5 protein-coding genes are annotated in these 20,017 nt (G+C 67.1%); 1 reads left to right on the top strand and 4 read right to left on the bottom strand.

Features of this window, described 5'->3' with window-relative positions; genetic code table 11:
* The 4 genes from tssM to ACXAF5_RS08340 form a co-directional block, all read right to left on the bottom strand.
* Positions 1 to 3,633 (bottom strand): type VI secretion system membrane subunit TssM, encoded by a 3,633-nt coding sequence (gene tssM / locus ACXAF5_RS08355; protein ID WP_474946246.1) that lies wholly within the window; start codon positions 3,631 to 3,633, stop codon positions 1 to 3.
* A gap of 1 nt (position 3,634) precedes the next feature.
* Positions 3,635 to 5,215: a type IVB secretion system protein IcmH/DotU gene (icmH, locus tag ACXAF5_RS08350; RefSeq protein WP_474946245.1), complete on the bottom strand. Its 1,581-nt coding sequence runs from the start codon at positions 5,213 to 5,215 to the stop codon at positions 3,635 to 3,637.
* On the bottom strand, positions 5,215 to 6,549 hold the full coding sequence (gene tssK / locus ACXAF5_RS08345) for a type VI secretion system baseplate subunit TssK (protein ID WP_239322024.1): 1,335 nt from the start codon (positions 6,547 to 6,549) through the stop codon (positions 5,215 to 5,217). Before tssK ends, icmH begins: the two co-directional genes overlap by 1 nt.
* Before the next feature lie 105 nt (positions 6,550 to 6,654).
* Entirely contained in the window at positions 6,655 to 18,738 is a 12,084-nt protein-coding gene (locus tag ACXAF5_RS08340; RefSeq protein ID WP_474946244.1) for a beta strand repeat-containing protein, read from the bottom strand.
* A gap of 638 nt (positions 18,739 to 19,376) precedes the next feature.
* On the opposite strand from ACXAF5_RS08340, the gene ACXAF5_RS08335 reads away from it, so the two are divergent.
* Positions 19,377 to 20,003 (top strand): DUF6931 family protein, encoded by a 627-nt coding sequence (locus ACXAF5_RS08335; RefSeq protein WP_474946243.1) that lies wholly within the window; start codon positions 19,377 to 19,379, stop codon positions 20,001 to 20,003.
* Positions 20,004 to 20,017: the final 14 nt, after the last annotated feature.

The following is a 20,017-nucleotide window of genomic DNA, read 5'->3' as shown; positions in this document are numbered from 1 at the left end:
TTACTCCAGCGTCACCGGGCAGGCGAAATCCGCCAGCTCCGGCATCAGGAAGGGCACCGTGGTGCTGTCGAACTCGATCCGGTAGTTGATCGAGCGGCCGCCGATCTCGTGGCGCACATCCACCACGTTGCCGGTCACCCGGGCGCGTCCACGCCGCAGGAAGCTGACAATGTCCCAGCGCCCCTCGGCAAAGCTGAGCGTCGACTGGCGCTGCCGTTTCTCGGGGAACAGCTGCACCGACACGCCCGAGGACTGCCCGGGCCAGGACAGGGCCGCCGGGCTGCTGCCCGGTTGCGTGCGCACAGAAGCGCCATTGACCGACAGCACCGCCAATTCGACCGAGGGGGAGGAATCGGTGTGGATCACCGACATGCCCACCTCCGGTTCCGGCGCGCCGGTGGCAAAGAACGCCAGCTGGATCGCCTGGGCATTGTCGAACTGGCGCAGGGCCTGCGGCGACAGGCGCTGGCCGATGGCGCTGCCCGGCGCCGGGCGCAGCCCTTCCGGGGTGCGGATCACATGCGGTTGCAGGTAGGAGCTGTAATAGCGATCCATCCGCCCGCCGGGACCGAAGAACTGGCCAAACACCGCGGGCGACACATGCCGCCCGCCCCCAAAGGGATAGAGCGGCGCGATGAAGTCGCGGCAGAACTGGCTGACATCATCGTTGAGCGCCCGGTTCAGCTGCGCCATGGAGGCATCCTGCGCCTCGGAGCGGAACTCGGTTTCCGCCTCGTTCAGCAGCCGCGCCAGCGGTTCGGGCAGCGCGGTGTTGTTCATGGTCAGCGCCAGCAGCGTCTCGTTCAGCATCACCTCATCCGCCGGGGTCGGCGCCACGGCGGCCTGCCGGCGGTTTTCCCGCAGATCCCCCAGCGAGGCGAGCACGATGTCGATCGGCCGCTGTCCCGGCTCTCCGTTCAGCAGGCTGTGCCACTGGGCAAAATCGTTGGAAATCCGCTCCACCTGGCGCCGTTGCAGATCCTCGCCATGGGCCTGGCCCGCGGCCCCGGCCTGGGTCTGCACCTTGCTGCTGTTGCGGAAACTGTCCATCGCGACCCGCTGGAACACGCCGGACTGGCTGTAGATCCGGCTGAACACCGCATCGCCCATATTGGCGCTGAGATCGCCGCCGGAGGCCGCCACAGCCGCCGGGTCGAGGTTTTCGAGCTGATCGTAGAGCCGCACCAGACGGGTCTCGGCCTCGATCGCCTGCACGAGGTTCAAAAGCGGCGAAGCCACCGGCGAGGCCGCTGCCGCCAGGGCCGCGTATTGCGGCGGATCCTCGGACATGTCCGAAAGCGCGATGCGCGACAGCATCTCCTTCCAGGCGGCGGTGAACTCCAGCCGGTACATCCGGTGCAATTCGCCCTCCAGCCCGGCAAGCTGGGTGTCATAGCTGACCCGCGTCGCGGCCTCGCCCAGCACCCATTGATCCTCGCGCAGGCGGCTGCGGGCCGATGTCAGCTCTTCCAGGAAGAACCCCCAGTAGCCTTCGAAGGTGTAAAGCGCCGGCACCCCGACGGAGGCCAGCGGCGTGCCATCGGTCGTCTCCAGCACCTGATCCACCTGCCCGGACAGACGTTCGGCCAGGTTGAAATCGGCAATGCCGGAGGTCGCCGCACGTTCCTTGATCGAGGCATAGGCCTGATCCGCCAGCGGCAGGTTGACGATCACCTCGCGCGCCTTGCGCAGGATTTCCGGGTCGATCCCGATTTCCGGCCGCCGGTCGCCGTCCATTTCCAGCATCGCGGTCAGATGCGCCTTCAGCTGAGCGCGCTCGTCGAACTGGCCGGTGGCGTTGAACTGGCCGCGCCAGAGGGTCTCGAAATAGCTGACCACGGCCGCATCATTGGCGGCGTGATCCCCCTGCCCCTCGCCGCCGAGCAGCAGATAGACCTTGAGCGCGCGATAGACCTCGGCGGTCTCCTCATCCGCGATCAACTGCGGGATGGCGTTTTCCATGTGCAGGATCAGGCGCGGGCGCAGCATCCGCTCCAGCCCGTCGGAATAGGCCCGGCGGGTGGCGCCCGCCAGTTCCTGATACCGCGACAGGCCCAGCCCTTCCCAAAAGCCGGGCTCCTGCGTATCGCCGTACCCGGTGGTCATGTCGCGCAGGTCCTGCAGATAGGGCATCACCACCGACGGGTCGCTGTCATTGATCACCGAGCGCGACAGCTCATTGCGCGCCGCGTCAAAGAAGGCCACCGCATCCTGTTCCGCGCTCCGGGTCAGGGTCGCGTTCTGCCAGTAGCTGTAGCCAAAGGCGCTGACGGAACCGAGCGTCGCCAGCACGATGGAGATCAGCGCCGCACTGCGCAGCACCGCCGTGCGCCGCATCGCGACCCGGTCATAGCCGACCCAGTCGCGTTCCTCAAAGATCACCTTCTTGATCAGATCATGCAGGAAGAACGACTTGCCCTTGCCCGACATGAAGGCGGGCTGGAACATGCCGGAACTGTCACTGTTGCGGGACATCTCGCCCAGCACCTGATCGACCGGCGTGCCCTCCTGGGTGCCGGAGGTGAAATAGAACCCGCGCAGGATCGCATTGGTCTTGTAGCGGGTCGGTTCGAACACCACCCGCAGGAACTCGCAGATGTTGTCGCGCAGCATGCCCATCTGCCCCGGCAGGCCAAAGATCGCGATGCGGCTGGCCCCGTCCGGTTCCTCGTTCATGCGGTCGATGACCTCGTCCGACAGCCGGCTCAGCAGCTGGTCATATTCCGTCCCCGCCTGTTTGTAGGTCTCAAGCTGGCGGTCCTTTGTCTGGAAGGTCACCCCCCAGGCGGCCTTGCGCCGGCTCTGGCTGAAGCTGGAGAAATACTCGCGGAAGCCCGCAACCAGATCGGCCTTGGTGAACAGCACATAGACCGGAAAGTCGATGCGCAAGACCTCGTGGATCTCTGCCAGCCGCGCCCGCACGGTGGCGGCGTGGGCGGCGATGCTCTCGCTGGAGCCTCCCATCATGTCCTCGATCGAGAACGCAAGGATCACGCCGTTCACCGGCTGGTCCGGGCGGCCCTTTTTCAGCAGGCCGAGGAAGGCGTCCCAGCTGGCCTTGTCCGCCGCCGCATCGCTGTCGTGCATGGTGTAGCGCCCGGCAGTGTCGATCAGCACCGCATCCTCGGCAAACCAGAAATCGCAGTTGCGGGTGCCGCCAAAGCCCTGCGCCTTGTCCGGCAGCGCCTCCTGCCCCGGAAACTCGATCCCGGCATTGGTGAGCGCGGTGGTCTTGCCCGCCGCCGGCGGGCCGATGATGACATACCACGGCAGATCATAGAGATAGTTCTTGCCGCCCGCTTTCTTCAGCTTGGCAAGCGCCTCCTGCATGCGTTCCGCCAGCACCGAAGCATCGCCCACCGGTTCGTGCAGCAGGCTGTCTTCCAGCTCCTGCGCGCGCCGGCGACGGCGGCGCCAGCGCAGCCCGTAGACCAGACCCAGAATGCCCAGGAACAGGCCGATCAGCGTCAGCCGGAACCAGATCGTCGCCGCCAGGGCAAAGCCGGTCATCGGCAGGCCGAACCAGATCGCGGCCACCAGCGCCACCACGCCCAGAATGGCAAAGACCACCCGCGCCCAGGGCTTTTTCATCCAGCGGAACATCCGGCTAAACAGATTGATGAGCCCGTACATGTCAGTTCTCTCTCGGGATCAGGATTTCGACACGCCGGTTGCGGGCGCGTCCTTCGCGGGTGGTATTGTCGGCGATCGGATCGACCGCGCCCTTGCCCTCGACCGAAATCCGGTCGGGGTTGGCCAGATCCTGCGCCAGCAGGTCGGCGACGGTCTGGGCGCGCGCTTCGGACAGCTGCTCGTTGGTCTTGAACCGGCCCCGCCCGGACATCGGCACGCTGTCGGTGTGGCCGACGACCCGCACCGGGCCGCGTTCTTCGTCCAGCGCCCGGGCCGCCGCGCCCACCAGCGCCGAGATGTCGCTGGTCAGCTCTTCGGACCCGGAGCGGAACCGCAGCGCCTCGCTGACCCGGATCAGCACCCAGTCATTGGTGCGGTCCAGCTCGATCTGGCCGGTTTCCAGCTCGTCCTGCAGGGCGCCGGTGAGGCGCTCCATCTGGGTGCTCGGGGGCGGCTCGTAGGGGCGCACCACCGGCTGGGTGCGTTCGATGGCAATGCTGGGCTGACCGCGATGCAGCGCCAGGATGCCGTCCCGGACCTGCGTGCTCTGCTGTGTCAGCACCGTCGACAGGGTGGCAAACATGCCCGTCACCATCACCGCCCCGAGGCTGAGCACGATCCACAGCGGCAGCTTGCCCTGGTTGCGGCGCCCGCCCATCGGCACCGCGCTCCAGCGCGGCGAGATGTCATCGTCGGGGCGGGGCTGGACCCGGCGCAGGGTCTCGTAGATCGCGGTGCGGATACGGGCGCAGTCCACCGCCCCGTTGGGCATGGCGCGATATTGGCCCTCGAACCCCAGCGACAGGCAGGTGAGCATCAGCTCCAGCAGGTGAAACCGCTGGCCGGGGGCGCGCATGGCCTCGTCCATCTTCTGAAAGAATCCCACGCCCGAGGATCGGTCGCCAAAGAACCGCGCCGCCATGGAATATTCCTGCCACATGCCCCGGTTGGCGCCGGGCAGGTTCTGCACGATGTCATCCGCCGTGGCCGATAGCGCGTATTTGGCATCCATCACGTCCTGCGCCGGCAGGCCCGCGTCCTGGGCGCGGCGTTCGAACCCGTCGATTTCGCGGGTGACATGGTCGATCAGCGGTCCGGCCTGCATTTCGACCAGCCCGGTGCGCAGCCGACCGAGCAGCACCAGCAAATCCGCGGCGGCCGCAATCAGCGGGTTGGAGGACTGCCCCGCGCCGCTGCCACGCGCCTTCAACGCATCGGCAAGCGCGATCCGGGGCTGTTGCTGGGCGGCCTGCGGCTGGGGCGCCTGACCGATCTCGGGAAAGATGCCATTGCCTGCCGCCTGACCGGTGCCGGGGGCGTAATAGGGCTGCTGCACCGGGGGTCGCGGCTGAGCGGGCGGCGGTGTCGGGGCCGCCGGGGAGGGTTGCGGCGCTAGGGGGCCGCGATGCCAGGTATCATCGGCCGGCGGCTGCGCCGCAGGAGCATACCCTCCGCCCGGCGGCTGCGGGGGCACCGGCTGGCCAAACACGGTTTTCTCCGGCGGCTGGGGCGCGCCCGGCTGCGGCGGAGAGACCGGGGAAATCGGCTGGCCAAAGACTGTCTTGTCGTCATCATCCGACATCAGGCACCCTCCGGCACGGCCCAGCATTCCAGTTTCATGTCAGGCCAGTTGCCGGCAAAATGCATGCCGATCGCCGGCGCGGTAGAGAACTCCCGCCACAGCTCGGTGGATTTGTCCAACAGGAAATAGACGCTGGTCGACACCACCCGGATCTGGCGCGGCGGATTGGGCAGATGCACCAGGCCGATGCCCGGCAGGTTGTTGCTGACGATCTGCTTCATCGCGGTGGAGGGGCCCACCTTGCACAGCCGCGGGAACTCCTGCTGGACCTGCGTCAGGGGCAACCCCGAGGACACTTCGATCACGAATGTCGCCTTGGCAAAGAGGCTGCGATCGTTGACCAGCGCGGCATAGGAATTGGCGCGCACCTCGTTGAGCGGCAGCCGCACCGCCCGGCCCACGTCCCGCGCCAGCAATTGCTGGATGTCCTGCACCAGCGCGGTAAAGGCATCGCGGCTGGCGTGGTGATCGTAGCGCGCATAGTCCGGCGCCTTGCGCGCGCCATTGTCAAAGGTCGACAATTCGCCCGCCAGCGCCAGCAGCTTTTCATAAAGACGTTCGGGATGCAGATTGGCCAGCCCCTGCAAATGCCGCAGCACCGGCAGTTCCCGGTTCAGCACCATCAGCATCAGATAGTCGGTGGCCTGCATGCCGCCGCCGGAACTGGGATCGGAGGCAAAGCGCGCCAGCGTGTCCAGCTTGGCCTCCATCCAGCCGATAACCCGGCTCAGGTAGCCCTCATAGGCGGGATGCACCCGGGTCACCAGCCCCACCGGCGGCACAGTCTCGTCGAGGGTGACGATGCCGTCGCGCATCTCGATGATCCGCCCCAGCCGGATGTTCTGATAGCCGGGGCGCGGCGTCTTGCGCAGCACCAGCTCCAGCCGCGGCTGGGCGATTTCCACCAGATGTTCCGAGCGGCTGGCAGAGGCATTGTTGACCACCGTTTCCGCATCCAGCACATAGCGCGTCGCCGCATCGGCCGCCGCGGGCGACACATCGAGACCGCTGACACTGGCGTCGGGCAGCGTCAGCCACACTTCCAGCCCCTGCGCCTCGTCCTCGGGCACGGCCACCGGCACCGGCAGCGGCACCGACCCCGGCGCATCAAAGGCCATGCCGTCGGGCATGATCCCCGCCACCGCGCGCAATCCGATCTTGCCCTGCTGCGCCAGGTCGCGATCAAACCGCAGCTCGCTCACCCCCCAGGGATAAGGCGAAATGGTCGCGGTCCGCTCGCGCAGCTGGTGCTCCAGATACCGGTCCGCCTGCTGAAGATGATGTGGCTGCAGAAAGAGACCTTCTTTCCACGCGACTTTGCTGAAATTCGACATATGCTGTTCAATCGCTTCTGTAGTACAAGGACCGCAGCCCCTTGTGGAAACGATACAACCTTTAAGGCCTCCCTCCCTGCGGTCAACACGTTGTGGTGGATTATTCTAGAACTGAAGCCGCACCTGCGCTGTCAGGCCCCAGCTGTCCAGCTTATCGCTGAACCGGCTGTCGAGGCGGACCGATGTATCGAGCTGACGGGCGGGCAAGGCGCTGCCGGCCTGAAGGATCTTGGTAAAGTTCATCCCCACGCTCAATTCCCCATAGGTGCCCAGGTTGCTGCTGGTGCTGCTCAGGACCTCGCCGTTTCGTTCTCCGGTGTCGCTGTCATAGAGGTAGAAGTTCGACACCGCCGGCGAACCGAAATCGTGATAGACCGTCGCCGTGGCGAAATAGTTGAAGGCCGCGGTGCCGGAGGGGGCGATCTTGGTCTTGGCGATGGTCAGCCCGGCAAACCCGACGCGGCTTTCGATCTCCTCGATTTCCAGCTCGCCATTCTCGAAGAACAGCGTGTCGGTCTCGATATTGGCCAGCGAGAAGCCCAGCGTCGGCACGATGCGCAGATCCTTGGCCTCGTTGATCGGGATCGACAGACCGGCAGAGCCGCCAATGGTCACGCCGGTGCTGTCATAGGACTGGTCCCGGACGCCAAAGCTGAGGTCTTCGAGGGTCAGGGTCGGATCATCGCTGAGGGTGCGCACCGCATCCAGCGCCGCCCCGTTCACCGTGTTGTCGAGATCGAACCCGGTCTTGTCGGTGCGCACCTGCAAGTCCGCAAACAACACCCGCCCGCTGTCGGCAAAGCTGCGCGATGCCGCGATATAGGCGCTGCCGTAGGTCTGGGTAAAGCTGGTGCGGTTGGTGCTGGTCAGGATGTCGGTGTTCACTTCGCCGGTGCTGGCATCGAAGAAGTAGACCGGCTGGTTGGTGCTGCCACCGTTGTAGCCCAGGATGCCGCCAAAGCTCAGATCCCAGCCGTTGAAGGCGCCGCCGAAGCAGGAGTAATCCGCACCGATCTGCAAGCCGTGGTAATCCGCCGACAGTTCGCTTTCATAGGTGCCCAACGCGGTTTCCGACGACCCCGACGCGGTTGCCGTACCGCCGGTGGCCCGGCTCCAGGTGCCGAACCCGCAAGGTTCGTCCCCCGGCACCGCAAGCCCGGTGACAAAGGGGCTGGTGGGGCGGTTCACAACGCTGCCGATCAGCGATTGCGTCAGGGCCAGCCCCGTGGCCAACCCGCCGATCGCCGGGTTGGCGCCGCTCTGAAGCTGATAGGACCCGGTGTCGGTATTGTTCACCAGCGCAAACACCGCCGCACCGGAATTGGGCAGGCCGTTCACCGTCACACTGTCCAGCGACCCGCTGCCATAGGTCAGCACATCGACACTGCCGAGCAGGTCGTTCGGATCATCATCCGACAGGTTCAGGTTAAAGGTGGCATGGCCCGAAACCGCCCCCGCAACCGCGATCTGGTCTCCGGTCAGCTCCTCGCCCTCCAGAACGATGTCGACCTCGAAGGTGCCGTTCAGGACCGCATCGCCGGTCACCGTGAACACATCATCGCTGTCGCCATCCGCCAGATCGATGAGCGCGCCGGTTTCATGGGTCAGGTTGCCGGCCCCGGTGACGCTGCCATCGGCAAAGATGGTGCCGCTGTTGACCACCGCCGATGTGACGCTGGCCCCGTCGTTGAGCCCCAGCGTGGAGGCGTTGTTCAGGGTGCCCGAGGTCAGCGCACCGCCGCTGGCGACCTGCAACACTGCATCCGAGACGGCCATTTCCGCAGACCAGATCGGCGTGCCCTCGGCGCTGTCGCTGCCGGTATTGTTGAACACGCCATGGGCAAGGCTTCCGCTCACCGTCAGCGTGCCGGTGTTGCTGAACTGACCGCCCACCTCGGCGGTTCCATCCACGGTCAGGGTGCCGGTATTGGACAGCCCGCCGCTGATGTCGCCCGCCAGCGCCATAACGCCGGCGTTGCTGACGTCGCCACCAACACTGCCGTCCAGATCCAGCGTCGCGCCCGACGCGTTGGTGATCGTGCCGGTCACTGTGCCGCCCGCGACAACCTCGACGCTGCCGGCATTGCTGAGGTCCAGCCCCAACCCGCCGCCGCTGCCGACGCTCAGGCTGGCGGAGGCGGCATTGACGAAACTGCCGGTGCCGGACCCGTTAAGGCTGGCCCCGGAGATGACAAAGCTCCCCGCGTTGGCAACGGAGGCATCCGCCGCCAGGACCGTCGTGCCGCCATCGACGACAAAATCCTCGGAACTGTCGTGGGTGATCCCCGCCAGCCCGCTCAGATCCCCGGAGATGGTCACCGCAGCGCTGTCCGCGGTGCTCAGGGTGCCGCTGAGGCTGCCGCTCAGGCTTGCCGTCGCGCTGCCCTGGTTCACCAGATCGCCGCCGATGGACCCGGTCGAGACCAGAGAGGCGGTATTGGTCAGCGCCCCGCCGATGCTGCCGCTTGTCTCCAGAGATCCGCCGCTCAGCGTCACCGCGCCGCCAATGGAGCCGCTGCTGCTCACCGTGCCACCGGTTATGGCCACGTCACCGCTGATGGCGCCGCTGTTGTCGACGCTGCCGGCAGAGGTCGTCAGCGCGCCAAGCGTTCCTCCTGCGGCAATTGTCACCGCGCCACTGTTGGTCAGCTCCGCAACCGTTCCGCCGCTGATCGCGACGGTGCCCGCGCTGGTCACCTCATCGGCGCTGCCGCTGGTCTCCAGCGTCGCGCCCGCGGCCACCCTGACCGCGCCTTGCAGGTCGCCGCCATCGTTGCTCACGCTGCCGCCGGTGATGGTGGTGGTGCCGGTGACATCGCCGGTGTTGGTAAAGCTGCCGGTGGTCTGCGTCACCGTCCCCACCTCGCCCGCGTTCGACCCCGTGCCCGCATTGCTCAGGCTTGCGACGCTGGCGCTCGCGGACACCGACACCGTGCCGCTGGCGCTGTTGTCGAGATCATCCACCGATCCGCCCGTGACCGAGGTGCTGCCCGCATTGCTGACCATGCCGGCGGTGCCGCTGGTCACCAGCGTTGCCCCATCCGCCACGGTGACATCGCCCTGCAAGCTGCCACCGTCATTGGTGACAGTGCCGCCCGACACCGTGGTGGTGCCAGTCACATCCCCGCTGGTGGTGAAGCTGCCGCCGGTGTTGGTCAGGCTGCCAATGGCGCCCGCGCTGGTGCCGCTGCCCGCATTGGTCACGGTGGCGACAGTCGCGCCGGAGGCAATCTCCAGCGTGCCCTCGGTGCCATTCTCCAGCTCCGACACATTGCCATCGGTCACATGGGTGGTGCCGTGGTTGGTCACGGTCCCGGCGGTACCGCTGGTGGTGAAGGTGGTGTCGGAGGACACGGTCACCGCGCCGACCACTACACCGCTGTTGGTGATCGTATTGGCACCCGCGCCCGAGATGGTGCCCTGAATGGTGCCGCTGTTGGTCAGCGTCCCGCTCCCCACAACCGTGACATCGCCGCCGATCACACCACCGTCGTTGTCCAGTTGCGAACTTCCGGTCAGGCTGGCTGTGCCGGTGATAGTGCCCGTGTTGGTGATCACCCCGCTGCCGCTCGTGGTCAGGCTGCCGATGGTGCCTGCGCTTGTTACCGTGCTGCCCCCTGTGTTCGCAACCGTCGACACGGAGGCATCCGCACCGACCACCAGCGTAGCTCCGCCGTTGTTGTCAATGCTCCCCACGGTGCCATCCGAAATGCTGGCGCTGCCGCCGCTGTTGCTCAGCTCCGTCACGGAGCCGTCGGACATCGACATGGTGGCGCTGTTGACCACCTCATCCACGGTTCCGCCCGATACGGTCAGCGTGGCACTGCCGATATTGCGGACCTGGGTTACAGTACCGCCGGATAGGGTGGCCTCGCCGTCATTGTCCAGATCGCCGACCGTGCCGCCAGAGACCGTCACGTCGCCGCCCGAGAGGTTGTCCAGATCCGCAACAGTGCCGCCCGAGACAGTCACGTCACCGCTGTTGTCCACCGAGCCGGCCGTGCCGCTGGTCGCAAGCGCACCGCCGGAGGCCACCGTCACGTCGCCCTGCAAATCGCCGTCGCCGTCATTGGTCAGCGTGCCGCCCGAGACAGTGGTGGAGCCAGTCACATCGCCACTGTTGGTGAAGCTGCCCGCCGTCTGCGTCAGCGTGCCCACCTCGCCCGCGTTGGAGCCCGTGCCTGCCGTCGACAGCGCCGTCACCGCGCCGCCCGACTGCACCGTCACATCGCCGCCCGACGCATTGTCCAGATCCGCCACCGTGCCGCCGGAGACCGTGACGTCGCCGCCCGACAGGTTGTCCAGATCCGCAACAGTGCCGCCCGAGACGGTCACATCGCCGCTGTTGTCCACCGACCCCGCCGTGCCGCTGGTCGCAAGTGTGCCGCCCGAGGCCACCGTCACGTCGCCCACCAGGTCGCCGTTGGTGTCATTGGTCAGCGTGCCGCCCGACACCGTGGTGGTGCCGGTCACATCGCCGCTGTTGGTAAAGCTGCCCGCCGTCTGCGTCAGCGATCCCACCGTGCCAGCGTTCGAGACCGTGCCGGCCGTCGACAGCGCCGTCACCGTGCCGCCGGACTGCACCGTCACATCGCCGCCCGCCGCATTGTCCAGATCCGCCACCGTGCCACCGGACACCGTGACGTCGCCGCCCGAGAGGTTGTCCAAATCCGCGACAGTGCCGCCCGAGACGGTCACATCGCCGCTGTTGTCCACCGACCCCGCCGTGCCGCTGGTCGTCAGCGCACCGCCCGAGGCCACCGTCACATCGCCCGTCAGCGTGCCGGTGTTGGTCGTCGTGCCCGCCTGCACCGCCGTCGTGCCGCTGACCGTGCCCGCGTTGGTAAAGCTGCCCGAGCTTTCCACATCATCCACGATCACCCCGCCCGAGAGGTTCTCCAGCACCGCATCCGCCGCATTGCTCAGCGTGCCATGGGTGGTGTCGATGGTGCCCGCATTGCGGATCTCGCCATAGGCGTCATTGCTCAGTTGTGCCACGTTCAGCACCGACCCCGCCCCCAGCGTGATCTCCGCCGCAGACCCCAGGCTGCCCGCGTTCACAATCTCCGTGCCGCTGCCCGAGACCGTGTCATCGGCGCCGATCTCAAACAGGCCCCCCGCCACATTGTCAAAACTGTCGCCGCTGCCATTGCCCAGGGTCAGCGTGTCGCTGCCGCCCGCCGCCGTCGAGATGGTGCCGGCGTTGCTCAGCCCGTCGCCATCATTGTTGGTATCCGCATTCAGCACCCCGGAGCCGGTAAAGCTGATCTCGCCCCCGGCCGCATTGGTGATCGCGCCCAGGTCCTGCACCACGCCGCCGTCGCCCACGGTGATCAGCCCGCTGTTGGTCAGCGTGTTGCTGGTGCCGCTCAGGGTCGCGTTGGCCCCCAGCGTCAGCTCGCCATCCGCCTGGTTGTCGACCGCCGAGGCCGCCAGCGTGCCGCCCGCGCCGATCTCCACCTCGCCCGCATTGGTCAGCGTGCCCACATCCGTCAGGCTCACCCCGGCAGAGACCGTCACCGCGCCGCCGTCATCCACGGTCACCGCATTGCCATTCGCATCCACATTGCCGCTGATCGTCGCCTCCGAGCCCGCCGCCGCCGTCAGGCTGCCGCTCAGATCCGTGTCCAGCGTCAGGTCGCCCTCGTTGGTCACATTGCCCACCAGCGTCACCCCGGCCGTCACCGAGGAACTGCCCGTCAGCGTGATCTCATCCGCCGTCACCGTCAGGCCACCGTTGCTGCCATTCAGCGTGCCGCTGTTGGTCAGTTCGTGGCCGCTGGTCAACCCCAGCGCCACCGACCCGCCCGAGGTCGCGACAATGGTGCCCGCGTTCTGCACATCGCCGTCCACAGTGGTGTCCGATTCCAGCTCCAGCCGCGCGGTGCCATCCGACAGGATCACATCATCGCCAAAGCTGCCGCCGCTGTTGACCACCGTGGCGCCATTGGTGCCGCCGGTGATCGTGGTGCTGCCGCTGATGCTGCCGCTGTTGCTCAGACTGCCGTCCTCGGTCACGCTCACCGCGCCCTGCAGATCGCCACTGGCGTCATTGGTCAGCGTGCCGCCCGAGACCGTGGTGGCGCCGGTCACATCGCCGCTGTTGGTGAAGCTGCCCGCCGTCTGCGTCAGCGTCCCCACCTCGCCCGCGTTGGAGCCCGTGCCCGCATTCGACAGCGCAGTCACCGCGCCGCCGGACTGCACCGTCACATCGCCGCCCGACGCATTGTCCAGATCCGCGACCGTGCCACCCGACACCGTGACTGCGCCGCCCGACAGGTTGTCCAGATCCGCCACAGTGCCGCCCGAGACGGTCACGTCGCCGCTGTTGTCCACCGAGCCGGCCTCGCCGCTGGTCGCGAGTGCGCCGCCGGAGGCCACTGTCACGTCGCCCTGCAGCTCGCCGTTGCTGTCATTGGTCAGCGTGCCGCCCGACACCGTGGTGGCGCCGGTCACATCGCCGCTGTTGGTGAAGCTGCCCGCCGTCTGCGTCAGCGTCCCCACCTCGCCCGCGTTGGAGCCCGTGCCCGCATTCGACAGCGCCGTCACCGCGCCACCCGACTGCACCGCCACATCGCCGCCCGACGCATTGTCCAGGTCGGCCACCGTGCCGCCGGACACCGTGACCGCGCCCCCCGAGAGGTTATCAAGATCGGTGACATCACCACCCGAGACCGTGACTGCGCCGCCCGACAGGTTGTCCAGATCCGCCACAGTGCCGCCCGAGACGGTCACGTCGCCGCTGTTGTCCACCGAGCCGGCCTCGCCGCTGGTCGCGAGTGCGCCGCCGGAGGCCACAGTCACGTCGCCCTGCAAGTCGCCGTTGCTGTCATTGGTCAGCGTGCCGCCCGACACCGTGGTGGTGCCGGTCACATCACTGCTGTTGGTAAAGCTGCCCGCCGTCTGCGTCAGCGTCCCCACCGTACCGGCGTTCGAGCCCGTGCCCGCCGTCGACAGCGCCGTCACCGTGCCACCCGACTGCACCGCCACAGTGCCGCCCGCAGCATTGTCCAGATCCGCCACCGTGCCGCCCGACACCGTGACCGCGCCGCCCGAGAGGTTGTCCAGATCCGCGACATTGCCGCCCGAGACGGTTACATCGCCGCTGTTGTCCACCGACCCCGCCGTGCCGCTGGTCGTCAGCGTGGCGCCGGAGGCCACCGTCACATCGCCCGTCAGCGTGCCGGTGTTCGTCGTCGTGCCCGCCTGCACCGCCGTCGTGCCGCTGACCGTGCCCGCGTTGGTAAAGCTGCCCGAGCTTTCCACATCATCCTCGATCACCCCGCCCGAGAGGTTCTCCAGCACCGCATTTGCCGCATTGCTCAGCGTGCCATGGGTGGTGTCGATGGTGCCCGCATTGCGGATCTCGCCATAGGCGTCATTGCTCAGTTGTGCCACGTTCAGCGCCGAGCCCGCCCCCAGCGTGATCTCCGCCGCGGACCCCAGGCTGCCCGCGTTCACAATCTCCGTGCCGCTGCCCGAGACCGTGTCATCAGCGCCGATCTCAAACAGGCCGCCCGCCACATTGTCAAAACTGTCGCCGCTGCCATCGCCCAGGGTCAGCGTGTCGCTGCCGCCCGCTGCCGTCGAGATGGTGCCGGCGTTGCTCAGCCCGTCGCCGTCATTGTTGGTATCCGCATTCAGCACCCCGGAGCCGGTAAAGCTGATCTCGCCCCCGGCCGCATTGGTGATCGCGCCCAGGTCCTGCACCACGCCGCCGTCGCCCACGGTGATCAACCCGCTGTTGGTCAGCGTGTTGCTGGTGCCGCTCAGGGTCGCGTTGGCCCCCAGCGTCAGCTCGCCATCCGCCTGGTTGTCGATCACCGCGGCAGCCAGCGTGCCGCCCGCGCCGACCTCCACCTCGCCCGCGTTGGTCAGCGTGCCCACTCCCGTCAGGCTCACCCCGGCAGAGACCGTCACCGCGCCGCCGTCATCCACGGTCACCGCATTGCCATCCGCATCCACATCGCCGCTGATCGTCGCAACCGAGCCCGCCGCCGCCATCAGGCTGCCGCTCAGATCCGTGTCCAGCGTCAGGTCGCCCTCGTTGGTCACATTGCCCACCAGCGTCACCCCGGCCGTCACCGAGGAACTGCCCGTCAGCGTGATCTCATCCGCCGTCACCGTCAGGCCACCGTTGCTGCCATTCAGCGTGCCGCTGTTGGTCAGTTCGTGGCCGCTGGTCAACCCCAGCGCCACCGACCCGCCCGAGGTCGCGACAATGGTGCCCGCGTTCTGCACATCGCCGTCCACAGTGGTGTCCGATTCCAGCTCCAGCCGCGCGGTGCCATCCGACAGGATCACATCATCGCCAAAGCTGCCGCCGCTGTTGACCACCGTGGCGCCATTGGTGCCGCCGGTGATCGTGGTGCTGCCGCTGATGCTGCCGCTGTTGCTCAGACTGCCGTCCTCGGTCACGCTCACCCCGCCCTGCAGGTCGCCGCTGGCGTCATTGGTCAGCGTGCCGCCCGAGACCGTGGTGGTGCCGGTCACATTGCCGCTGTTGGTAAAGCTGCCCGCCGTCTGCGTCAGCGTCCCCACCTCACCCGCGTTCGAGCCCGTGCCCGCCGTCGACAGCGCCGTCACCGTGCCACCCGCCTGCACCGTCACATCGCCGCCCGACGCATTGTCCAGATCCTCGACCGTGCCACCCGACACCGTGACTGCGCCCCCCGAGAGATTGTCCAGATCGGTGACATCACCACCCGAGACAGTCACGTCGCCGCCCGACAGGTTGTCCAGATCCGCCACAGTGCCGCCCGAGACGGTCACGTCGCCGCTGTTGTCCACCGAGCCGGCCGTGCCGCTGGTCGCAAGCGCGCCGCCAGACGCAACTGTCACGTCGCCCACCAGCTCGCCATCGCCGTCATTGGTCAGCGTGCCGCCCGAGACCGTGGTGGTACCGGTCACATCGCCGCTGTTGGTGAAGCTGCCCGCCGTCTGCGTCAGCGTGCCCACCTCGCCCGCATTCGAGCCCGTGCCCGCATTCGACAGCGCCGTCACCGCGCCACCCGACTGCACCGTCACATCGCCGCCCGCCGCATTGTCCAGGTCGGCCACCGTGCCGCCGGACACCGTGACCTCGCCGCCCGACAGGTTGTCCAGATCGGCGACAGTGCCGTCCGAGACGGTCACATCGCCGCTGTTGTCCACCGAGCCCACCGTACCGCTGGTCGCAAGCGCGCCGCCCGAGGCCACCGTCACGTCGCCCACCAGCTCGCCGTTGGTGTCATTGGTCAGCGTGCCGCCCGAGACCGTGGTGGTGCCGGTCACATCACCGCTGTTGGTAAAGCTGCCCGCCGTCTGCGTCAGCGTGCCCACCTCGCCCGCGTTCGAGCCCGTGCCTGCCGTCGACAGTGCCGTCACCGCGCCGCCGGATTGCACCGTCACAGTGCCGCCCGCAGCATTGTCCAGATCGGCCACCGTGCCGCCGGACACCGTGACCTCACCGCCCGAGAGGTTGTCCAGATCCGCCACAGTGCCGCCCGAGACGGTTACATCGCCGCTGTTGTCCACCGACCCCGCCGTGCCGCTGGTCGTCAGCGTGGCGCCCGAGGCCACCGTCACATCGCCCGTCAGCGTGCCGGTGTTGGTCGTCGTGCCCGCCTGTACCGCCGTCGTGCCGCTGACCGTGCCCGCGTTGGTAAAGTTGCCCGAGCTTTCCACGTCATCCACGATCACCCCGCCCGAGAGGTTCTCCAGCACCGCATTTGCCGCATTGCTCAGCGTGCCATGGGTGGTGTCGATGGTGCCCGCATTGCGGATCTCGCCATAGGCGTCATTGCTCAGACGCGCCACGTTCAGCGCCGAGCCCGCCCCCAGCGTGATCTCCGCCGCGGACCCCAGGCTGCCCGCGTTCACAATCTCCGTGCCGCTGCCCGAGACCGTGTCATCAGCGCCGATCTCAAACAGGCCGCCCGCCACATTGTCAAAACTGTCGCCGCTGCCATCGCCCAGGGTCAGCGTGTCGCTGCCGCCCGCTGCCGTCGAGATGGTGCCGGCGTTGCTCAGCCCGTCGCCGTCATTGTTGGTATCCGCATTCAGCACCCCGGAGCCGGTAAAGCTGATCTCGCCCCCGGCCGCATTGGTGATCGCGCCCAGGTCCTGCACCACGCCGCCGTCGCCCACGGTGATCAACCCGCTGTTGGTCAGCGTGTTGCTGGTGCCGCTCAGGGTCGCGTTGGCCCCCAGCGTCAGCTCGCCATCCGCCTGGTTGTCGATCACCGCGGCAGCCAGCGTGCCGCCCGCGCCGACCTCCACCTCGCCCGCGTTGGTCAGCGTGCCCACTCCCGTCAGGCTCACCCCGGCAGAGACCGTCACCGCGCCGCCGTCATCCACGGTCACCGCATTGCCATCCGCATCCACATCGCCGCTGATCGTCGCCTCCGAGCCCGCCGCCGCCGTCAGGCTGCCGCTCAGATCCGTGTCCAGCGTCAGGTCGCCCTCGTTGGTCACATTGCCCACCAGCGTCACCCCGGCCGTCACCGAGGAACTGCCCGTCAGCGTGATCTCATCCGCCGTCACCGTCAGGCCACCGTTGCTGCCATTCAGCGTGCCGCTGTTGGTCAGTTCGTGGCCGCTGGTCAACCCCAGCGCCACCGACCCGCCCGAGGTCGCGACAATGGTGCCCGCGTTCTGCACATCGCCGTCCACAGTGGTGTCCGATTCCAGCTCCAGCCGCGCGGTGCCATCCGACAGGATCACATCATCGCCAAAGCTGCCGCCGCTGTTGACCACCGTGGCGCCATTGGTGCCGCCGGTGATCGTGGTGCTGCCGCTGATGCTGCCGCTGTTGCTCAGACTGCCGTCCTCGGTCACGCTCACCGCGCCCTGCAGATCGCCACTGGCGTCATTGGTCAGCGTGCCGCCCGAGACCGTGGTGGCGCCGGTCACATCGCCGCTGTTGGTGAAGCTGCCCGCCGTCTGCGTCAGCGTCCCCACCTCGCCCGCGTTGGAGCCCGTGCCCGCATTCGACAGCGCAGTCACCGCGCCGCCGGACTGCACCGCCACATCGCCACCCGCAGCATTGTCCAGATCCGCCACCGTGCCGCCGGACACCGTGACCGCGCCCCCCGAGAGATTGTCCAGATCGGTGACATCACCACCCGAGACCGTCACGTCGCCGCCCGAGAGGTTATCGAGATCCGCAACATCACCGCCCGAGACGGTCACATCGCCACTGTTGTCCACCGAGCCGGCCGTGCCGCTGGTCGCAAGCGCGCCGCCAGACGCCACCGTTATGTCAGAGCGGCTGACGTTGCCGTCGATGTTGAGCGTTCCCGACGTGACATCGGTGGCGCCTGTGTAGGTATTGTTGCCGCTCAGGGTCACATCACCGCCCGCCACCGTCAGACCGCCGGCGCCGGAAACGACCCCGTCGACATCGGAGGTGCCGCTCGTAAGGCTCAGGCTTCCAGTCGTCACCTCAAGGTCACCGGTCCCGTTCACGCTCTGGATGGTTTCGCTGCCCCCCAGCACCACGGTGCCGTCATTGTCGAGATCCGTCCCCGCGGCCAGGGCGCCGCCGTCCGTCTCCAACCGGCCAGTGCCGCCAACGGTGACCTCGGTGGAAGCCAGGCTGCCGCTGACGTCGAGCGTCCCGTCCGTCACCGATGTCGACCCGGTGTAGGTATTGTCCGCCTCCAGGGCCACCGTGCCCGGGCCGGAGACCTCCAGCGACAGGGTGCCACTGCCATCCTCCAGCACCCCGGAGAAGGTCGCATCGGTGCCGGTGTCCGCGGACACGTCCAGGGTCACGTCGTCGGTGGCGGAAATCTCTGCGGCGGAGGTGAAATTGGCCAGCAGCGTAAAGGCCGCACTGGCGTTCAACTGCAAGGACAGGCTGTCGGCCAGCACGTCTCCGACCAGATCGCCACTGTAGGACAGAGCCGCCCCGATGCCGTCGAGGATCAACGTCCCACCGGCCAGCTGCGTCGCGGCCTGGATATCCAGCGTGTTGGCCGTGAAGGTGGTGCCGCCCACGCCATCGCTCAGCTGTACCGTGGCATCTGCATCCACACCGGAGAATTCAACCGCCGCCGCATCGCTGTCGGGCACCGTGCCGCTGTCCCAGTTGCCGGCCTCACCCCAGTTGAAGGATCCGTTGTCGTTGGTCCAGACCTGAGAGAAGGATGGACCAGCAGTCAGACCGGCGTAGATGGCAGTGGTTCCAAGCAGAAGGATGCGCATTAATGAAAATACCAGATGTTACAAATGCTACGTAAAGATGAGTGGCGGCAGCACGCCTCTCTAATGGCGAGCAAAAAAGCAACTTAAGGGCAAATGTCAACAAAGTTGCGGTGAAACTTAATGGTTTCTTTACCCTTGCGCAGCGCCGTCGCCAGTTTAATGAGCCGTGTTCGATACACCGCCACGCCACGTGGATCGCGCCCGAAGACCAACACACAGCGCCCAACACACCGCAGCCAACACGCTGCGCAGCGAGGGCGCATCCGTATCGCGCTGCAACCGCTGACTGCCCCCGGGGTCAACCCCTGCGTTCCGATACCTCGTTTCGCATGCCGCGGATGATTCCAATTCGGTTTTCGAAAGGCAGCCCGCAAACTGGCGACACAGGGCAACCGGAACGCCCAGGCCACGGAAACACCTGCGACATCGCCCCGCAGCCCCCGTGACAGCGCGCTCAATCACACCGGCCTTGCCCCTGCGTTACCTGCGCCAACTCCCGCGTGTCTTGCCACAACCAGAACATGACTATACACCGGGGCGAGAGATCCATTTGCGTTCCGTTTGTATACCCGTTTTTTCGACTGCCCACCCTATTTCAACATGTCGTCACGACACCCAGTTCTGGATGACCACCCAAAGTGATCCCCGACCCCAACAGCATAACACCGCCCGCCGACACGCGCCTTGCCGATGACGACCAGGACAAGACCCAGCCGCCCCTGTCGGCGCTGCGCTTTGACACGCCGCAAGAGCTGTTCCAGGGCATGCCGCAACTGGCTCAGCTGACGCAGAATCGTCCGCGCCCGGAGGAGGACGGTCTGGCGTTCCTGATGCGCCTGCGGGCCTCCACCACCCCGGAAGATGCGGTGACCTTCTCGTCCTTTGCCGCCAAACCCAAGATGGCGATCTGGTGGGGTTATGAGTGCCTGCGCATGGCAACACAGGAACTGGGGGCAGAAGATCGCCGGATCATGGAGCTGGTGGCCACCTGGACCACCTACCCCGACAACGAAAACCGCTTTCGCGCCGCGCGGGCGGCGTTGTTCGCACCGGTGCGCAGCCCCGCCGTGTTCCTCGGGCTGGCGGTGACCTGGTCGGGCGGGCCGATCGCGCCCAATGACCCGGCCCAGGTTCCCGACCATCGCGCGCCGCGGGCGATCAACTCGGCGGTGTTGTCCTGCCTCAGCGGCGCACCGCTCATGGAGCGGCCCGTCCATCTGGCGCGTTTCATTGATCTTGCAGCCCCCCTATTTCGATCCTTTTAAACTGCTACACTGTG

The sequence above is a fragment of the Epibacterium sp. ABV4_022 genome (assembly GCF_056159345.1).
Note: the sequence above shows the minus strand (reverse complement) of the source record. Positions and strands in the feature narration are given on the sequence as shown.